The sequence below is a fragment of the Snodgrassella sp. B3882 genome (genome assembly GCF_026535915.1).
GTDB lineage: Bacteria > Pseudomonadota > Gammaproteobacteria > Burkholderiales > Neisseriaceae > Snodgrassella.
Map to the genome: position 1 here is coordinate 12,374 of NZ_JAFNPF010000005.1, position 18,524 is coordinate 30,897.

Genomic DNA, 18,524 nt, shown 5'->3' on the forward strand with positions numbered 1-18,524 from the left:
TAATATTGCTCAGCGAAGCAATTATTGCATCATAACATAGACTTTTGCTGGCAAATACCGTTGCCTATTAACTTTTTCAGTCGAAACGCAACGTTACTGATAGAAAAAATGGACAAGCGGAATCAAGATAATCAAACTAAAAACAGCAGCAATCAAGTCATCCAGCATGATACCCAATCCACCATGAAAACGTGCATCAAACCAGCGGATCGGCCATGGTTTTACTGCATCAAAAAAGCGAAATACTGCAAAGGCAATAATCCACCACATCGCATTGGATGGAACACAAAATAAAATCAGCATCATAGCTGCAATTTCATCCCAAACGATACCTCCATAGTCAGGGCGATTTAAGCACCGTTCTGTTATAGCACAGATTGGAATACCCATCAGGAAAAGTATCAGAGCCAAAACGATGTTTTGCCATAAGGGTAAATGCAGTGTTTGCCATAGTGCTGCTAATGGCAATGCGGGCAAAGTACCAAACGTACCGGGAGCTTTCGGTGCCAGTCCGGCACCAAAACCGAAGCCTAGCCAGCAGATGGGGTGTTTGCATAGCCAACGCCACGTAGGCGTAATGGGGGTTGTGGATGCAGTATTAGCCAAAATGATCAAATCCTTGTTGCTGTAATTGAATGATGTTGCCCGCCTGATCGTGTAACTTTAAATGTGGATCCTGATGAATGAAACCGATACGGGTTACTGGGGTATTGGTTTCCGTCGCAGCGGCCATGATTGCTTCTCGCTGTGCTGGTGCAGCGGTAAACACCAGCTCATAATCGTCACCTCCAGCTAATAGCCAATGTCTAAGCTGGGCTAAGCTGAGAGCGGGTTGCTGTTTTAACGCAGGCAAAGTAGGTATTAAATCTACATTTATGGTTGCGCCCACGTTGCTGGCTGTCAAAATATGCCCGATATCTTGTGCCAGTCCATCGGAAATATCCTGTGCAGCATGTGCCAAAGGCAATAGTTGCTGCCCTAGCGCCACTCGCGGTTCTGGTCTTAGTCGTTGGTGTTCACATTGCATAAATACTGATGTTGGTAAGGTAGCTTTATGCCAGTGTACATCTAATGCTGCCGCTGCCAACCCCAGCTGTCCAGATACCCAGATATCGTCATCCGGCTGAGCGGCATCGCGCCTTAAAGCTTGTTGACTGGGTGTTTCTCCGATAATGGTAACGTTAAACACCCAATTGCCTTTAGTAGTATCTCCGCCAATTAGTGCTACGTTGAAACGGGCAGCCAAGGCAAATAATGCGTCACAAAATGCCGTTAACCAATCTTGATTTAATTCAGGTAAGGCGACACTGAGCAATGCCCAGCGCGGTGTGGCACCCATGGCTGCCATATCCGACAAATTGACCGCGAGTACTTTATGGGCCAAATCTGCAGGTGCCACATCTGGAAAAAAATGTGTTCCACCCACTAGCATGTCAGTACTCAAATGTAAATCATAACCCTTGCGCGGTCTAATAATGGCTGCATCATCACCAATTCCCAGAATGATTTGCTCATCTTGTTGCTGGCGGAGCAGATATTGACGAATAAAATCAAATTCTTTCACGATAAACCGTCTTTTGAAATTTCATCAAATTAGTCAATACCAAAGCAGATTTAGAGTCATTAGCTTTGACCAAATTAGATGATTAAAAATATAAATATGTAAGTAAAGTTCAAGTGCGAACTGGAAATGACATCATAAATTAAAAACCATTTCTAAAAAAGTTGATATTGTTCGCTGGTTAAGTTTGATTGATGATATATGAATAATCAGGTGTTATTAATTTATTGCGGAAGTTACCGCGCATACCTTGATAGATAAATTAAGCTGGTTGCTAAATATCCAAATAGCACATTAAAAAAACACTGCGGTTGTAAGATTGATAGAGAATGATTTCTCGGTGCAGAATAGATTTGATTTAAGGCTATTAAACCTGATTAAGATGGCAAATGTTTGCATGACACAGCCCAAACATATTGATGACCACAGCTCAATGCCTTCGGCGAATCTTCATTCAATACCTTTATTCAGGCAGGCATACGTTACCATTTACATTCATGTTTAACTCTTATTGCTGTTTAAGCATGTTTTCTTACATTGGCAAAGCCATTTTTTCATCAATCATAACTAATACCAAAGTTTAAAATAAGCTGTAAACATCATGAGCCCCCCTCACTATGATCCTATCGAACCAAAAGCGATCATTTCGGATTGAATTATTTGGTTTAGAGCTAATAGTAGCTTATATATAAACAGCACAATCAGCCTCTAATTCTGGGCACAGAGAATTGATGCAATCTGTGTTAATATGCCTATGTTCTTGATTAGGAGAATACATACAGCTGTGGCTGGCTTGAAATATTAGTTGTTTTAAGAAATACTGACTAAAAAGGGCGGAAACATCAAATTAGTGAGAAGTTAAACTATTATTTAAATTAATCGCAAGCTATTTTGAATTTGGATATGGCTAACCTCGCAGCTGACCCAGCTATAACAACAGCTAACTGCATCCAATATTATCTTCTTAAAATACCCATTCATCTATGCACAATATTCTTATTCTTGGTGCCAGATCACCCGCCAGTCTAACCTGGGCACGGCTACTGGCGAAGGCTGGCTATAGGGTGCATTCGGCAGACAGCTTACTCTTTGCCCCAAGCCGTTTCAGTCGATATAGCGTCACCTTTACTTGTCTGCCCAAGCCAAAACAACAACCGAAGCAATGGCTACAGCAGCTGTTACAACTGTTGAAACGTGAAAAGATCGATGCCATTATTCCAACTTGTGAAGAAGTGTTTTATCTGGCATCTGCTCAAACACTGATTCAACAGGCTCACCCCTGTCAACTTTTTACCAGCACCATCACATTATTAAGACAATTGCATCACAAAGGCTTATTTGCCCAAATGACGCAAAACTGGTCACTGACCACCCCTGAAACCGTTTTACTCACTGATCAACTTTCATTCAATACATTTAAACAGCAACAATTTATAGCCGATAGCCAATGGGTTTTTAAACCGGCTTTTTCACGCTTTGCTACCAAAACCTTGCTTTGTCCAAAAACAATTGACTACAGCGAGCTTCAGGCCTGTCCACAATACCCCTGGGTGGCACAGCAGTTTATAAGCGGCAAAGAATATTGTAGTTATAGCATCATCCGTCATGGTCAGATCATTGCTCATAGCTGTTATCACCCAAAATATCGCATTGGTCAGGGTGCGGGTATTTATTTTGAACCTGTAGATGAAAACCAAATTCACCAGTTTGTCGAACACTTTGCGGCGCAAACCAAATATCATGGACAAGTGGGATTTGATTTTATTCAACACTCAAATGGTGAAATATATGTGATTGAATGTAATCCACGTGCCACTAGTGGTATTCACTTTCTTTTACAGCTACCTGAAGCAGAGCAGACAAACATTGTCCATGCTGCTTTAAATCCCGATAGAGCTGTCGCGCTAGACCAACTCAATATGCAACAAATGCTACCGGCCATGCACAATTGGGGTATGCTGATGAATCCGACAATGAGTCGTTCATGGTTCAAAAAAACCTTTTGGCGTGACTTTATGCATGCACATGATGTCATGTGGGAACGCAAGGATATGCTGCCATCTCTAAGCCAATTGTTTCCTACAGCTGAATTTCTGCTTCGCGCTGTGGCCTTTCACACTGATCCATTAAGCGCAACAACGTTAGATATTGAATGGGATGGCACACCGGTTTCTTTTGGATAAAACAAATAACCATGCTAAATACACCATACGCCACCACTGCATCGCCATCCTGTCAGGAATTTACCCGACAGCTATGTCTGCACGGCGACACCTATGTCACCAATGCACCGTTTAAAGTAACCAGCATTAATATGGATGGAGAAGAGTTGCCAGCTATCTGGAACACCAGCAACGATCCTTACATCAGTTGGGTTTGCAGTCTACTGAATAGTTTTGGTCCTGCGGTACGAGCTGAACTAAAATTGATCCCAACATCAACAGTGAGTCGTCGCCTGTTTAATGGCTTATCCCATGTGGCCGAATTCTTATTAAAGCGTAGTGGCTTGGGCGGAGGTGTCTTTGTGGAAAACTGGTTTTTACCCACCACCTTGTACCCGCAACAACGAACTGCACACAGCATCATTCACGCTGTTACCGCGTTAGAAAAACAGGCTATCGACCAAAAGCTGGGGCATCTGCCAATATTTGTGCGTTCACTTACCCCTGTTTTGCATGAAGACATCATAACAAAATTACAACACCATGGTTTTTTATTGATCCCAACCAGACAAATTTGGCTTGCCGACAACATTCAGGATGGTTCATGGCGTCAGCGCTCACACAATAAAAGAGATTTAAGTCTTGAAAGAAAAAAGGCAGCGTCCACAGAATGGATCGAAGGCAAGGACTTCAGTGATGCTGATTTTGAAAGAAGCCTGTTTTTATATAACCAGCTATATCGGGGCAAATACCCGGAATTTAACCCAGAGTTCACCTTGTCGTATCTTAAAACTGCCGTTGCTACAGGCTTCATGAAATTCTATGGGTTAAGATCAGTATCACAGTCTAACAATGAAACACACCATCCCAATCATCCCCCCTCCTCCAACCCTGCTCCTTTGAGTGGTTTTGTCGGTATCGTCCGGCGCGATCATATATTTACTACACCACTATTTGGCTATGATCTTACTCAACCAACTAAAGAAGGGCTTTATCGTCGCCTCATGCTTAAAGTCAGTTTAGAAGCAGAACAGCATCAAGGCATCTTACATTGCAGTGGAGGAGCCGACCAATTCAAATCTTTACGCGGCGCACAAACCCATATCGAATATGCAGCAGTTTGGATCAACCATTTGCCATTATCACAGCGTGCAATCTTGCAAACATTGGCAAAAACCATCAATACCCTTATCGCCCCGTTCGTCACCAAAAAATCATTTTAAGCTTATTGCCAGCTGGGTTCACATCTTATTATGGTAATAAACCACTGAGTTCACCCTGAAACCAATTTACCCGTGGATCCGGTGTAGGACGAGTTAAAGCAAAATAATTAACAATATTGGCAGCTTGTTGTACTAGCAAGGGTATCAACTCCCCATTGCGCACATAAGGTGCCGCCACTTCTTCAGATAACAAACCTAAATGACTACCCGCCAGAATAAACATCAGCGTTGCCTGCTGCTTATGCGCTACCGCAGTCGTATTGCCAGTCATCAGACCATTACCTTGCTGCTGGTGTGCATAAGTACGTTTGACCCATTGATATTCTTCAATGAGCAAATTTAACGTCAAATCCTTAAGCTTAGCCGCAGGATGAGAAGCATGACAATAAATATACTCACGCTCTTCAAATACCAACTGATACTGTAGATTTTTTAGCAGACTATCATAATATCCAACCCCAAAATCCATCTGATTATTGGCAATAGCAATTTCAATATCCTGTGGCGCACAGATATCAATCGATAACCTTAACTCCGGATAATGTTGATAAGCACTAGCAATGACACGGTTAAAAATACGTTGAAAATCAGCAGGCAAAAATTCAACCAGCCCAATACGCAACGTTCCAGATAAAACCGAGCGATGCCATTTAATATTTTGTACTTCACGATGAAATTCAGTCGTAGCTTGCAGCAACAAAGTACAAGCTTCATATAACTGGTGACCTGCCTTAGTCAGCGCAAAACCCGAACGACCTCGCCGACACAGCACCACGCCCAGACTTTCTTCAAGGTGAGCCAGATGAGTGCTAATGGCAGATTGCGACATATTCAGACGCTTTTGCGCTGCGGTTACACCCTGACATTCCACAATAGCCACAAAAGCCTGTAAAGCTTTTAAATCATGCTTAATCAAAGTGTGTAACATACAATACTCATCGCTTAAAATTCAATAAAAGTAGGAATCGCAACTTCCTCACCACAAACTGCCGTTAACACCTGATTTAGCATAGCAAAAAATTCACTGCCATCCCGTGCTGATCGCCATTGACCGTCTTTGAAGGCAAAATGATAACCACCACTACGGGCTGCGATCCACAACTCCTGAGTCGCCACATGACGATTGACCACAACCTGTTCATCATCTTCTGATTCAATCGTTAAAACATTACCACCATATTCACAATCCAACGTCCAGCCATGATCTTCAATTGTTTCTTCAATATAACCAAACAAATCATCACTGTACTGTATAAATTCACTTTCAGTCATTTTACTTACCGTCATCCCTACACTTTCTTACAAACATAACCTAATCTTGCCATATAATAGAAGCAAATCCCAGTAAATATCCGCAACACCTATGTTGGGTATTTTCAACTAAACAGCAGTTCCTATAATGAGAGTTTACACATGTCTCGTCTTTTAACATTAACTTTGCTGACAGCCTGCCTGCTCACCGCCTGTGGTTACAAAGGCGATTTATACCTTCCAAAAGAAAAAGGGAAAGCCAAATTCGGTCCCGTACAGACTGGTCTTTCCATAGAACCTATTGATCAGAGGAAATTACCCGAAAATGACTGATTCAATTCAATGTGAACAAGTTTCCTACCGCGACTTAGCGACACAATATGGCACCCCCTTGTACGTCTACAGCCAACAGGCAATGACCGCAGCGTTTGATCAATATCAGCAAGCCTTCTCATCTTTACAACCGCTAATTTGCTATGCGGTCAAAGCCAACAGTAATCTTTCCATCTTGCGCCATTTTGCCCAAATGGGTAGTGGCTTCGATATCGTTTCTGCTGGAGAATTGCAGCGTGTATTAATGGCAGGTGGCGATCCGGCTAAAACCATCTTTTCCGGTGTTGGCAAAAGCGCAGCTGAAATAGAATTTGCCCTGTCAGAAAATATCTCCTGTTTTAACGTAGAGTCACTGCCCGAACTTGAGCGCATCAACACCATCGCGGGAAAAATGGGGCTGAGCGCACCAATATCACTACGCATCAATCCAGATGTTGATGCCCGTACCCATCCGTATATCTCTACCGGTCTGAAAGCCAATAAATTTGGCATAGCTTATACCGAAGCCATAAGCGCATACCAACATGCTGCTAGCTTACCGCATCTCAACATCATCGGTATAGATTGTCATATAGGCTCACAACTGACAGATCTGAGCCCATTAGTTGAAGCTGCAGAACGCATGCTCGTGCTAATTGATCAGCTTTCAACTCTAGGAATTGAATTTCAACATATAGACTTAGGCGGTGGAATCGGCATCGTTTATCAAAATGAAAACGTTCCGGATTTATCCGCCTATGCGGCAGCAGTGACCAAACTATTCAGCGGTCGTCACCTCAAACTAATCCTTGAACCTGGTCGTAGCCTCATAGGTCAAGCCGGCGGACTACTTACCACCGTTGAATACATCAAACAAAACGAAGAAAAAAACTTCGTCATCGTTGATGCAGCCATGAATGATCTATTACGCCCCACTTTATATCAGGCTTATCATGGCATCATCAATATCAATCCAGACAGAAAAAATACCTTTAAAGCCGATGTGGTCGGTCCCATTTGCGAAAGCGGTGATTTTCTGGCTAAAGATCGGTCTATCGCAGCAGAAGCTGGCGATCTACTGTTAATACAAAGTACCGGTGCCTACGCTTCCAGTATGGCGAGCAACTACAATACTCGCGGTCGCGCAGCCGAAGTGTTAGTAAATGGCCCTAAGCATCGTCTTATTCGGCAGCGAGAGTCCATACCCTACCTACTCGCTCCAGAAATTGCTTGCCTGTAATCAAGCCCTCATCAGAATTGACCTATTCTCAAGCAATACAAACCGAACAAATAAAGCGGATGGTCATTTTAGTTACTCATCAGCGATATAGCATGCAAATGTGTGGGTTGGAAGTTACTGGTGGCGAAGTGCAACGAATATCGCCTGAACACCGTTTCTACACTAACGGAGAAAGGATAGAAGCCCGAGTGTTACAAGCAGGCGACCTGTTGCAAAATAAAGACGGCAATTAAGTAACCATTCTGAGCATAGAAACGTTACCCAATTATGAAAAAGTTTATAACTTTAATGTACAGGACAACGAAAACTATTATGTAACCGAAGAAAGAATTTTGGTGCATAATGGGTATAGAGAAAGACAAATCACTCAAGCAGAATATGATAATTTAAGAAGTAAAACACCAAGTAGAGCAATACAAAAAAGTGTAAATAAAGATGTTTCTCTTACTATGAAAGATCTCGCTTTACCTAATTTAACAATAGATAAAAATTTGCCTGCAGATCATATTGTATCAATGGATGAAATTACTAGAATGGAAGGTTTCGGAAAACTGACACAAAAACAGCAGTTGGAAGTTTTAAATAATGAAAAAAATTTTATTGGTTTAAGTGCGACTGCAAACACTTCTAAAGGAAGTAAATCATTTGTAGAATGGACTGAATATAAGAAAGAAAAAATAAAAGTAGATGAGACATTTAGGCAGGAGATGATAGAAAATCAAAAAAATTTAAAAATTGAATTACAAGAACAGATAAATAATTTTTTAAAAGGTGAACAATGAATATCCTAGAAATTTTGAAGGATAATAATTTAAAAAATGTTGTTTTAATAAATAAAGAACATATAAAATTTGATTTATTACCTAATGTTTGGAAAGAAATAATATTGGAGACAAATAACGAGCAGAAGAAAAAAATAATATTAAATTACTGGAATTCTTTTAAAGAGAAACTATCAAAAATATATCAAATTCTATCTAATGATTTAATTAATGTATGTGTAATAGAGCATAATAAAAAAATTAAAATGATATACATTTTTGATAGCAATGGTGATATCATCACTTATCAAGGAGAATTGCCATGTAAGAATAGTTCATTTTTAGCGAAAATGCCTCAAGAAATAGCTATATTCTATCAACAAATACATAATGGCTGGAATGATACTATAAATGGAGCTCTTGGATTTGTATCAATAGAAAATATAAAATATTTAGATGAGTTAGAGTGGGGAATTTTAGAAAAAATTGATATTCCTGAAATTGATTTAAAAAATACCTATTATATATTTCATAATGGAGCTGGAGGATATATATGTATTAATAATTTTGATGGAAATTATCAATACCTAATTTGGTGGAAAGATGAAAAGCCTGAGTATAATATAAATTTCTGGTCTTATTTTGACGCATGTGTTCAGATAAATTTTGGGTATAAAGAATTGTAAGAGATTAGTGAGGCTATTACCATATAATTTTACTTAATTCTTCGAAATAACAAAAACTATTATGTTTCCGAAGAAGGAATTTTGGTGCATAATGGGTATAAATTCAACGATGATGGAAGCTTAATAACATTATAACTGGTAAGCCGAATCCTGATGCATTAAGGCATCATAATGAATAAAAAGGAGTAATGGGGTTAGTAGATGAGTTTATTCATGCTAATCATGCCAAAATAGGATTATATATGGGACAAGAGATAATAATATGAAATGGAAATTCGTCAAAAAATTAAACGATGCCAACTTTATCAATCAAGTTGAACATAAATTAGCAATATCTTTCCCAAATGAGTTAAAAGAAATTGTTATAAAATATAATAATGGTATGCCTGAACCTAATACTTTTGATACTGAAAAATTAAAAGGTAAAAGTTTTGGTGAATTACTAGATTTCAATTTAGATTCCGCAAACAACATACTTGAAAATTATTCATGGATTCAGGATAAGCTACCTGCCAACGTTATTCCTTTTGCTGTTGGAGCAGGAGGTGATTATTTATGTTATGATTTTAGAACAAAAAAAATAATCCAGAAATAATTTTTTGGGATCATGAACAAATATCAGAAATTGAAGGGAATAGATTAGTAGTTCCAGATCATGAATACGAATATGAATATTATAAATTGGAATATGTTGCTGATAATCTAAATGACTTGTTGAATAAGCTGTATGACGATAAAGATGAAGAGGAAAAGGAATGGGAAAATAGAGAAATTCTATGGGAAATTTTTATGACAGAAGAACAATTAAAAGAGTTAGATGATAATGAATTAAAAAAAGTGAATCAAAGAAGAGCCAAAAATAACTTACTGCCAATTATAAAATAAATAAGCTCTGAAAATTTTCAGCACTCAAAACAATAAACTATACGGTAATTAAAAAATGTCCGGTGGTATATAATGGGTAGAATAAAGATGTTGAAGTACAAATTTCTCTAGTAAATAAGAATGAGACTATTAGAAAGATGGAGAAAAAATTATTTCTGTAGGATTAGCAAATGAATTTCTTAATAATGATCTAATGCAACAAGTTTCAGGAAAGTTTAGAGATGGCAAAAACTGTCTTTGATGGCATTGATGTAGTTTAGAAGAAAGCTCTAAATTTAAGAATGAAACTCAAACAGGGAGCGGGACCTTAACCACAAATCAACAACGATCTGGAGAATGGAGAGCATATCGTTTGAACTGGAAAAAATCTAATCATTTAAAAGTAACAACCATTTCAATAAACGATATAGCAGACAGACTTAGTCAAGTAAATTTGGATACGGGTAAGATAACAAACACAACAACGAGATCATGAATTTAAAATTAGATTATATTAAAAATGTATTGATAAATAATACGAAAAATCTTTTAAAAAAAAGAGGATTTATTTATGACAATAGAAAAGAATCTTTTATAAGAGAAGATTCATCGAGCAATAGACAAATTATCTCTTTTTTCTTTTACGCTCATGATACAAATATCCAAGTAGAAATTAAGGCAGAGCTAAAAATTAAGGAAATTGAAGATATTTATTATGGTTCAATTAGATATACAGATATAAAATACGATGACATAAAGACATTGTCGGCAAATATAGGTGTAATAATTGCATATCAAGAAAATAATGTAATTATAGGTGGTCCTAATCGAAGTAAAGTTATTTATTTAATCGAAAATAATAGCGATGCTGAATTATTATCAAATGTAATTCCAAAAAGAATAAATGAATATATTTTACCTTTTTTTGAATATAATACTTCTATTCAAAAAATCGATTATTTATTGAATAGTCATATTAAAGAAATATCTCCTTTTCGTTTTCTTTATCCATATAGATCTTGCATAGGTATTATTGCTGCAAAATTAAATAATTCTCCTTGTTTAAATGAAATAATTAGTAATTATAGGGAAAAATTAAAAAACTCTAGAGAAGAATTTCAAAAACAATTTGAAAGTGTAGTTAATCAAATTAATAAAATATAAATTAAAAAAAGTTGAGCATAGATTTAATAAATACTGTAATAATTTAACATACGAAATGGTTAAATTATAATTTTCATGTTCGAGATAATGAAAACTATTATGTTACCGAAGAAGGAATTTTGGTGCATAATGGGTATAATAATAAACTTAGAAAACCAAGTAATACAAATACTAATTTTGATCATTCTAAAACAGTTAAACATGCAGATGGAAGTGTTAGTTATACCGATAAAAAAGGAAATACTGTAAAATATAATGTAGGTGGATATCCAGATTTTTCACCATATTCTAAAAAAGATGTAGAAGTTCCAGGAATGAATGGTAATTATAGTCATGATTCAGCATTAGCTAATAAGCAAGCAGGATTATCAAGTACACCTGATGGCTATGTGTGGCATCATGTTGAAGATGGGAAAACAATGCAGCTTATACCTAAAAATATACATAATAAATTTCCTCATACAGGAGGAGCCTCAGGATTAAAAAACGGAACGTTACCATTAAATATATTATTATGAATAAATTAAATAGTTTAAATAAAGTAGACAAGTTATCAAATGAGAAAACTTTAAAACAATTGGAATTAAATTTAAAGTTTAGTATTTATCCAGATTTCAAAAAAATATTAATTAATTATAATGCAGCAAAACCTCTCTATACATATTACAAGAAAAAAAAATTAAATTTTAATCTTGCATATTTATTAGGCTTTTCAAATAAAGAATTTGAGAATTTTAAATCTGTATATACTATTTATTTAAAAAGAATGCCAGAAAACATGCTCCCAATAGGAATCATTGATGGAGGCGATTTATTATGTATGGATAACAAAACAGGAGAAGTTTATTATTGGTTTCATGAAGAAGATGATTGGGGATTTGAAGGAAATAAAAAATACCCGACTAAAGTAGGTGATTCATTAAAGAAATTTTTAGATTTTTTAATTCCTAGTGAGAAACCAACTAAAGAAGAATTAGAGAGAGTTGAAAAAGAAGGAAAAACTATTCATACCTCTGATGATTTTGATGATTTATTTTCTGATTATATAATAAAAAATTGATAATATATTTTTTTGCATCGTATTAGGTATTTTCATTTTGATAAGATTATACTTAACAAGAAAAAAGAGATGATTTATTCCCTTCTTTTGATTTAAAAACTATATAATTTTGATGTACAGGACAACGAAAACTATTATGTTACCGAAGAAGGAATTTTGGTGCATAATGAGTATAAGCATGACTTACCTACTAGAAATAATGTGGCTAGTGGAGAAGCTGGAAAATATCAGAGTAGAACTGTCGGTGATACTGAGTGTCAAAATTCTGGCGGAGGAGAAAGGGTATGGACTGATGGAAATAAATGAGACAAGAACAATCGTACAAAATGCGGAATATGTTAGGAATGAAGCTAGAAGCCCTTATGTTAAAGGTAGTGAAGCTCCAGAGTTTTTACAAGCTAAAATAGAAGATGAATTTTACAGATATTCTCAGGTTATGAATGATTCCTCTAACCCTCTAGAAAGATTAGAGCTTATAACTAATACAGAAAATTCTGTGAGTTATTTTGAGAGTTTAATGGATAAATTTAACATTTTTGATAGTGTTACAGTAAAAAAATAAAATTAATTATGAAAGCATTTATTTCACCTTATAAGGTAAAGGAATGGAAAATTAATAAATCAGAATTTATAGAATCATTGGAAAAAGGCTTTGCAAAAATAGAAATAAAGCAAATAAATAATGAAAATCGTAAGTTTTGTTTGGAATGGTCAATTAAAATTAATGATTCAATTTATATTGAGGGTATGTTAGACAAAACATTAAATTGCGTTTATTTTGAAACAAATGATGTTGAGTGGGGCTATACTTTTTCAAAATGGGTCCGGAAATTTATGCCTAAAGATGAAGAAATAATTATCTATGATGAAAGTTATGATATTGTTGAAAAATTAGATGAAAATACGAATAAAAATATTATAATAAGTAAATTTTCATAGTGTTTACACAAGATAATTTTCAAGAATGGATATTTTATATTGATACTAAAATGGATTCATTTACTAATGAATTCGCTAGAGAAAATAATTTAACCCTAAATTATAGTATTAAGTCTTTGGATGAACTCGAAAACTGAATTTTAAGTACTTTTATAGATAGTTCTGAGCTAATAGATGAGCCTAAATTATTGGATTCATAAGCAATATATATAGGGGAGACTTTTAGGAAACAGATAGGTGGTAAATGGTATATGGATTTAGAAGATAAAAAAATGCCTATTATCATATGCCTGTATTGACAGGTCCTAATTATAAAGGTTTATTTTATCTTGCACCATTAACATATGTCGCAGCTTGTATTTCAAGAAACAAAGGCAATTACATCAGTAAAATATTAAAGAATTGTATGAAAGATATGAATATTCCTATAAATGAATAATTTAAAAAAACCTCTAAAGAGGCTTTTTTATTTGAGTTTTGAAATAACGAAAACTATTATGTTACCGAAGAAGGAATTTTTGTACTTAATGGGTATGGTAAAGGGGAAGGACTTGAAGGAAACAATTGGGCTTTTGATGAGACTAAAGATATGGCTATGAGGGGAGGAGCAGATTATAGAGATGCATTAGATGAATTATTTATAAGAACAGGAATACCTGAAGAGGATTTTGAAGTAACTAAGTGGGGTATAGATGTAAAGGGAGAGGCTATTCCTGTGTAATATCTAGGGTCTAAAGGTGCTCTGGTGAATATAGATATTCCAGAATGGAATAATGTTAAACCAAATGGAAATTAGGAAAAGGACCTCATTCACCTCATATAGAATATCAATCACCTAAAAAAGGGAAAAATAGGATTAGAGGGCATATATTCGTTGATGAAGTATCTGCTACAAAATCATATAAATTAAAAATAGCATAAAATGAAAAATAAAATAGATGAATTGCAAAATGCCACTACTTTATTAAAGTTAGATTATAAAATAATTTCAGGAAATGAAGCGAATGATATAATAAATAAAATATTTAATATATATATCAACCTTTAAAATAAATGGGCATTTATTAATTGGAAATGATAATTCTACCAAATTAAAAACTGATGAAAATGAGTGTACTTTTTCCTTCAGTTGGATATTTGCTTTAAAATTAAGTGGTTTTAGAAATTATCTCCAGTCTGGTCTTGATAATGGGCATTAAAAAAATGATCGATGAGTGTATAGATTGTACTTGGAAAAATTTCAATAATTTAGCTGCTAAAATTGAAAATAGCGTAGTTTTATCCTATATAGAGAAATTAAATTTTCACAATTATCCTCTGCCAAAGCTATTTAAAGAAGCTTAAGATTCATATAAAATTGCAGCTTTGGTTAATCCAAAACTGCTTGAAATTTAAAAAAAAATATAAGTAAAGAATAAGCAGAAATGATAAAAGCATCTATATAGGCTTCTTACTAATGAGGAAAAGCATTCTGTTATTCAAGAAAGGATTCAAGCGTACAATGAGGATAACGAAGACCAATCACTCGAGCTTAATTTCTTTAAAAAAAACCAACTACAACAAAACAAAAAAAGAGTAAAAAAGTAGTTCTTATCTCAATGCAACCGTAGAAAGACCAATATGCAATGGAAATTCGTCAAAAAATTAAACGATGTGAACTTTATCAATCAAGTTGAATCTAAATTAGCAATATCTTTCCCAATAGAGTTAAAAGAAATTGTTTTAAAATATAATAATGGTGCGCCTGAACCGAATACTTTTGATACAGAAAAACTAAAAGGTAAAAGTTTTGGTGAATTACTCAATTTCAATTTAGATTCCGCAAACAACATACTTGAACATTATTCTTGGATTCAGGATAAACTCCCTGCCAACGTTATTCCCTTTGCTGGAGGAGCTGGGGGTGATTATCTATGTTATGATTTTAGAACAGAAAAAAAGAATCCGAAAATCATTTTTTGGGATCATGAACAAATATCATATATTGCTGAGAATAGATTACTAGTTCCAGATCATGAATACGAATATGAATATTATAAATTGGAATATGTTGCTGATAATCTAAATGACTTGTTGAATAAGCTGTATGACGATAAAGATGAAGAGGAAAAGGAATGGGAAAATAGAGAAATTCTATGGGAAATTTTTATGACAGAAGAACAATTAAAAGAGTTAGATGATAATGAATTAAAAAAAGTGAATCAAAGAAGAGCCAAAAATAACTTACTGCCAATTATAAAATAAATAAGCTCTGAAAATTTTCAGCATTCAAAACATGATTTCAAATCTAAATAAAAAGCCTATAAGGAGGCTTTTTAATTTTAGTTCTTAGAAATAATGAGAATTATGTTACTGAAAGAGAATTTTGGTGCATAAAGGGTATCCTTCTAAAAGAGCTAGAAATCATACAGCGAAAACAATAAAAGAAGCTTCAAATGGAACCTGAAAATTGGCTAAAAACGATTGGGTCGATTAGGTAGTAAAAAAGAATTAGAAACTTTATCTAATCCAGATGCAGTGTAATGATCTTAAGGAAAAGAGAAAAATATGATTTTCAGAAAAAAATAAAATACCGTTATTACTAAAAGTGGAAGTGAGCAAGGCAAAATGATTACTAGCTATGGGCAAAGCGGACCTAGAGGATAAAGTGGAGCAACAATATTCGGAGCTAAATCTACTGATGCTAGTTTGCCTATCAAGCATGAAAATATAATAAATGGAACAATACCTATCCCAGAAGGAGGAGCTATAGCTCCTGCTGATCAAATCTATCCGTAGAATCAACCGACAAGTAACTTAAATAATGCACATATATATCTAAATCAGAAAACAGTTTTCTCAACCACCAGAGAGTTTAATTAAACTAGAATGAATTGATAAAAGTTTATGGATTGGGAATATTTATACCGGATATGACTTGGCAACTATAATCAATCAAATGGCTTCGTTATTCCTTTTTTCTGGATATTAAAATAGTATTTTTTATTGAATATGCGGACTATAATTTATATTTTAAGCAATTGTTATCTGTGTATTGTATTAAAACCAGCTTCTTTTTTACCATTAGATTTAGGCAGTTTAAAATACAATATGATTGTTATATAAACAATGACCCATTAAGAAAGTTGATTTATGCTGTGGAAATTTTCTCAACGAGCACAGGCTCAAAAAAGCTCTGTTATTCGTGAAATTTTAAAAGTTACTGAACAAGACGATGTTATTTCCTTTGCCGGTGGTCTGCCCTCTCCTGATACCTTTCCAATAGCCGAAATCCAATCAGCTGTGAATACGGTATTCGCCAGTAATGATGTCTACGGTGCATTGCAATATGGTCCAACTGAGGGTTATGCCCCATTGCGCCAATGGATAGCCGATTATTTATCACATCGCGATCAGGTTGCTGTTAGTGCTGATGAAATTTTGATTGTGACCGGCTCACAGCAAGCACTTGATTTAATCGGCAAAGCCTTAATTGATGAACACGACAAGGTATTGGTCGAATCGCCAACTTTTCTGGGAGCGTTACAATCCTTCAATCAGTATAATCCTGAATATATTGCCGTTGAGAGTGATCAGGAAGGATTAATCCCTGAATCTATCGATGATGAACTTGCTAAATCAGCAAAATTTTTTTACACCATTCCAAATTTTCAGAATCCAACCGGCCGTCGGTTGTCGGTATCTCGTCGACAAGCATTGGCGGTAAAAACAAAACTAAACGATTTGGTACTGGTTGAAGATGATCCATATGGCGAATTAGACTATCGGGGTCAACGTTTGCCCGCTTTGTATACTCTGGCACGTGAAAATACTGTGTATTTAGGGTCCTTCTCCAAAATTCTAGCTCCTGGGTTGCGCTTAGGCTATGTGGTAGCTAATAAGCTGTTTATCAGTAAATTGGTGCAGTTAAAGCAGGCTTCCGATTTACATACGCCTAGTCTGACTCAATACATTGCCTATCAGATTGTGAGTAAAAATAATTTTCTCAGTCAGCATATTCCAAAAATCCGCCAGCTATATAGTACTCGCTGTCAGTATATGTTGCATTCTTTAGCTCAATATATGCCCAAAGAGGTTCATTGGAACGAACCTGAAGGCGGCATGTTTATTTGGGTTGAACTACCACAAAACATGAATGCGACGGAATTATTGCGTGAGGCAATCAGTAGAAAAATCGTTTTTGTTCCTGGTGAAACTATGTTTGCCCAGCGAGATAAAACCAATTGTTTACGGCTGGCTTTTGTGACTGTGCCGGAAGAAAAGATTGATCGTGGCATCAAGATTTTGGCTGAGATCATTAATCAGCATATTAAAAAATAAGCACTATGTTGGTTGATTATGCTGGTTATGATGTGCCTATACGGTTTGGCCGACAAGGTAACTTCAGTTAGCTTCACAAAATAATGCGTCGTTGAGCATCATCTTTGCTTAATTGTAGGATGATGCTTTTGATCTAGATTTGGACTGTTGATTAATTATCTATACAGCAGCAATTAAGAATAACTCAAATTTTATCTTGAGCGATATGCTATAGGTTAAGCTGTTTAATAGATTTAAGCAGTTAAGTAATTTAGATGACTTATAATTTTAAGGATAGGAAATTATTGCTGATGTGTTACGCCAACTATTTGGTCAAAGTAGCAGTCATTAATAGGTATTTTTATTTGCAAACGATTGATATCTTGACTGCAATTAAATTTAGGAATGATGGCCAGTGATGGTTCCACTTATCCTTATCCTAAATTCAGCTTAATTGCTTCCTTGACGATGACATTTTTAAGATGTTTTCAACTTAAGCACATTGTTGATATATAGATACTCGATCCCCTAAACGTTGCTTTTAAGGTATCCCATAGGACAATGAGTTAGCAAAAATGAATGTCTGACGTTATAAGATGCTATTGATGGTAGGTAAAAAACTTATGTAAAAAGGACTGGATATTATCCAGTCCTTTTTGGTCTTGCTACATAAGATTATTGAACTTTAATTTCAACATCTACGCCTGCTGGCAAGTCCAGTTTCATCAATGCATCGGTGGTTTTATCAGTCCAGTCGATAATGTCCATCAAACGCAAGTGAGTGCGGATTTCCAGCTGTTCACGTGAGGTTTTGTTCACGTGTGGAGAACGCAGTAGATTGAAACGTTCAATTTTGGTTGGCAGAGGAATTGGACCTTTTACCACAGCGCCAGTACGTTTGGCTGTGTCCACGATTTCCTGAGCTGAACGGTCAATCAGGGAGTAGTCATAAGCTTTTAGACGAATACGGATTTTCTGGTTTTTCATATCTATATTCTTCCT

22 protein-coding genes and 1 pseudogene are annotated in these 18,524 nt (G+C 35.6%); 18 read left to right on the forward strand and 5 right to left on the reverse strand.

What is annotated here, in order from left to right; translation table 11 throughout:
* Positions 1–93 precede the first annotated feature (93 nt).
* On the reverse strand, positions 94–615 hold the full coding sequence (locus J3U68_RS10010) for a phosphatidylglycerophosphatase A (RefSeq protein WP_416384665.1): 522 nt from the start codon (positions 613–615) through the stop codon (positions 94–96).
* A complete protein-coding gene (thiL, locus tag J3U68_RS10015) occupies positions 599–1,564 on the reverse strand; it encodes a thiamine-phosphate kinase (RefSeq protein WP_267376591.1) in 966 nt (321 codons plus the stop codon). Before thiL ends, J3U68_RS10010 begins: the two co-directional genes overlap by 17 nt.
* 980 nt (positions 1,565–2,544) lie before the next feature.
* Here thiL and J3U68_RS10020 point away from each other — a divergent pair.
* Both J3U68_RS10020 and J3U68_RS10025 read left to right on the forward strand, forming a co-directional pair.
* Entirely contained in the window at positions 2,545–3,744 is a 1,200-nt protein-coding gene (locus J3U68_RS10020) for an ATP-grasp domain-containing protein (protein WP_267376593.1), read from the forward strand.
* Positions 3,714–4,946: a hypothetical protein gene (locus J3U68_RS10025; protein ID WP_267376595.1), complete on the forward strand. Its 1,233-nt coding sequence runs from the start codon at positions 3,714–3,716 to the stop codon at positions 4,944–4,946. The genes J3U68_RS10020 and J3U68_RS10025 overlap by 31 nt, the downstream gene beginning before the upstream one ends.
* Positions 4,947–4,974: 28 nt before the next feature.
* Here the strand turns inward: J3U68_RS10025 and J3U68_RS10030 are convergent, their stop codons facing one another.
* Entirely contained in the window at positions 4,975–5,874 is a 900-nt protein-coding gene (locus J3U68_RS10030; RefSeq protein WP_267376598.1) for a LysR family transcriptional regulator, read from the reverse strand.
* Positions 5,875–5,888: 14 nt separating this feature from the next.
* Positions 5,889–6,233 (reverse strand): iron donor protein CyaY, encoded by a 345-nt coding sequence (gene cyaY, locus J3U68_RS10035; protein ID WP_267376601.1) that lies wholly within the window; start codon positions 6,231–6,233, stop codon positions 5,889–5,891.
* Between the two features lie 126 nt (positions 6,234–6,359).
* On the opposite strand from cyaY, the gene lptM reads away from it, so the two are divergent.
* From lptM to J3U68_RS10110, 16 genes and pseudogenes are all read left to right on the forward strand, one after another.
* Complete coding sequence (gene lptM, locus J3U68_RS10040) at positions 6,360–6,530, forward strand: LPS translocon maturation chaperone LptM (RefSeq protein ID WP_267376604.1); 171 nt, start codon at positions 6,360–6,362, stop codon at positions 6,528–6,530.
* Complete coding sequence (gene lysA / locus J3U68_RS10045; protein ID WP_267376607.1) at positions 6,523–7,749, forward strand: diaminopimelate decarboxylase; 1,227 nt, start codon at positions 6,523–6,525, stop codon at positions 7,747–7,749. Before lptM ends, lysA begins: the two co-directional genes overlap by 8 nt.
* A complete protein-coding gene (locus J3U68_RS10050; RefSeq protein WP_267376609.1) occupies positions 7,740–7,982 on the forward strand; it encodes a hypothetical protein in 243 nt (80 codons plus the stop codon). Before lysA ends, J3U68_RS10050 begins: the two co-directional genes overlap by 10 nt.
* A 102-nt stretch (positions 7,983–8,084) precedes the next feature.
* The gene (locus tag J3U68_RS10055) at positions 8,085–8,531 is read left to right on the forward strand and encodes a hypothetical protein (RefSeq protein WP_267376611.1); all 447 of its coding nucleotides are present in this window, start codon (positions 8,085–8,087) and stop codon (positions 8,529–8,531) included.
* Positions 8,528–9,196, forward strand: coding sequence for a hypothetical protein (locus tag J3U68_RS10060; protein ID WP_267376613.1), 669 nt, complete (start codon positions 8,528–8,530; stop codon positions 9,194–9,196). Before J3U68_RS10055 ends, J3U68_RS10060 begins: the two co-directional genes overlap by 4 nt.
* A 262-nt stretch (positions 9,197–9,458) precedes the next feature.
* Positions 9,459–9,791, forward strand: coding sequence for an SMI1/KNR4 family protein (locus J3U68_RS10065; RefSeq protein ID WP_267376616.1), 333 nt, complete (start codon positions 9,459–9,461; stop codon positions 9,789–9,791).
* 86 nt (positions 9,792–9,877) lie between these two features.
* Complete coding sequence (locus tag J3U68_RS10070; protein WP_267376619.1) at positions 9,878–10,081, forward strand: hypothetical protein; 204 nt, start codon at positions 9,878–9,880, stop codon at positions 10,079–10,081.
* A gap of 471 nt (positions 10,082–10,552) precedes the next feature.
* Complete coding sequence (locus J3U68_RS10075; protein ID WP_267376622.1) at positions 10,553–11,224, forward strand: hypothetical protein; 672 nt, start codon at positions 10,553–10,555, stop codon at positions 11,222–11,224.
* Between the two features lie 122 nt (positions 11,225–11,346).
* Positions 11,347–11,742 carry an HNH endonuclease gene (locus J3U68_RS10080; RefSeq protein WP_267376625.1) on the forward strand — a complete coding sequence of 132 codons (396 nt, stop codon included), beginning with the start codon at positions 11,347–11,349 and terminating at the stop codon, positions 11,740–11,742.
* Positions 11,739–12,284, forward strand: a complete 546-nt coding sequence (locus tag J3U68_RS10085; RefSeq protein WP_267376627.1) for an SMI1/KNR4 family protein — start codon at positions 11,739–11,741, stop codon at positions 12,282–12,284. Before J3U68_RS10080 ends, J3U68_RS10085 begins: the two co-directional genes overlap by 4 nt.
* A 105-nt stretch (positions 12,285–12,389) precedes the next feature.
* Positions 12,390–12,446, forward strand: a pseudogene (locus J3U68_RS10730) (hypothetical protein); the annotation flags it as partial.
* Between the two features lie 16 nt (positions 12,447–12,462).
* Entirely contained in the window at positions 12,463–12,846 is a 384-nt protein-coding gene (locus J3U68_RS10090) for a restriction endonuclease fold toxin-2 domain-containing protein (RefSeq protein ID WP_267376629.1), read from the forward strand.
* A gap of 8 nt (positions 12,847–12,854) precedes the next feature.
* Positions 12,855–13,223 (forward strand): hypothetical protein, encoded by a 369-nt coding sequence (locus J3U68_RS10095; RefSeq protein ID WP_267376632.1) that lies wholly within the window; start codon positions 12,855–12,857, stop codon positions 13,221–13,223.
* Between the two features lie 514 nt (positions 13,224–13,737).
* Positions 13,738–13,944 carry a polymorphic toxin type 47 domain-containing protein gene (locus J3U68_RS10100; RefSeq protein ID WP_267376670.1) on the forward strand — a complete coding sequence of 69 codons (207 nt, stop codon included), beginning with the start codon at positions 13,738–13,740 and terminating at the stop codon, positions 13,942–13,944.
* An 899-nt stretch (positions 13,945–14,843) separates the two neighbouring features.
* The gene (locus J3U68_RS10105) at positions 14,844–15,467 is read left to right on the forward strand and encodes an SMI1/KNR4 family protein (RefSeq protein ID WP_267376635.1); all 624 of its coding nucleotides are present in this window, start codon (positions 14,844–14,846) and stop codon (positions 15,465–15,467) included.
* 888 nt (positions 15,468–16,355) lie between these two features.
* On the forward strand, positions 16,356–17,543 hold the full coding sequence (locus J3U68_RS10110; RefSeq protein WP_267376639.1) for a PLP-dependent aminotransferase family protein: 1,188 nt from the start codon (positions 16,356–16,358) through the stop codon (positions 17,541–17,543).
* A 654-nt stretch (positions 17,544–18,197) separates the two neighbouring features.
* Here the strand turns inward: J3U68_RS10110 and rpsJ are convergent.
* Positions 18,198–18,509: a 30S ribosomal protein S10 gene (rpsJ, locus tag J3U68_RS10115; protein ID WP_267376641.1), complete on the reverse strand. Its 312-nt coding sequence runs from the start codon at positions 18,507–18,509 to the stop codon at positions 18,198–18,200.
* Between the last annotated feature and the right edge of the window lie 15 nt (positions 18,510–18,524).

Bases quoted from the DNA above. Each gene is read 5' to 3' on its own strand.
- J3U68_RS10085 (WP_267376627.1), top strand. From the start codon at position 11,739: ATGAATAAATTAAATAGTTTAAATAAAGTAGACAAGTTATCAAATGAG.
- lptM (WP_267376604.1), top strand. From the start codon at position 6,360: ATGTCTCGTCTTTTAACATTAACTTTGCTGACAGCCTGCCTGCTCACC.
- J3U68_RS10105 (WP_267376635.1), top strand. From the start codon at position 14,844: ATGCAATGGAAATTCGTCAAAAAATTAAACGATGTGAACTTTATCAAT.
- J3U68_RS10065 (WP_267376616.1), top strand. From the start codon at position 9,459: ATGAAATGGAAATTCGTCAAAAAATTAAACGATGCCAACTTTATCAAT.
- J3U68_RS10090 (WP_267376629.1), top strand. From the start codon at position 12,463: ATGACTTACCTACTAGAAATAATGTGGCTAGTGGAGAAGCTGGAAAAT.
- J3U68_RS10020 (WP_267376593.1), top strand. From the start codon at position 2,545: ATGCACAATATTCTTATTCTTGGTGCCAGATCACCCGCCAGTCTAACC.
- J3U68_RS10095 (WP_267376632.1), top strand. From the start codon at position 12,855: ATGAAAGCATTTATTTCACCTTATAAGGTAAAGGAATGGAAAATTAAT.
- rpsJ (WP_267376641.1), bottom strand. From the start codon at position 18,509: ATGAAAAACCAGAAAATCCGTATTCGTCTAAAAGCTTATGACTACTCC.
- lysA (WP_267376607.1), top strand. From the start codon at position 6,523: ATGACTGATTCAATTCAATGTGAACAAGTTTCCTACCGCGACTTAGCG.
- J3U68_RS10025 (WP_267376595.1), top strand. From the start codon at position 3,714: ATGGGATGGCACACCGGTTTCTTTTGGATAAAACAAATAACCATGCTA.
- J3U68_RS10030 (WP_267376598.1), bottom strand. From the start codon at position 5,874: ATGTTACACACTTTGATTAAGCATGATTTAAAAGCTTTACAGGCTTTT.
- J3U68_RS10060 (WP_267376613.1), top strand. From the start codon at position 8,528: ATGAATATCCTAGAAATTTTGAAGGATAATAATTTAAAAAATGTTGTT.
- cyaY (WP_267376601.1), bottom strand. From the start codon at position 6,233: ATGACGGTAAGTAAAATGACTGAAAGTGAATTTATACAGTACAGTGAT.
- J3U68_RS10075 (WP_267376622.1), top strand. From the start codon at position 10,553: ATGAATTTAAAATTAGATTATATTAAAAATGTATTGATAAATAATACG.
- J3U68_RS10110 (WP_267376639.1), top strand. From the start codon at position 16,356: ATGCTGTGGAAATTTTCTCAACGAGCACAGGCTCAAAAAAGCTCTGTT.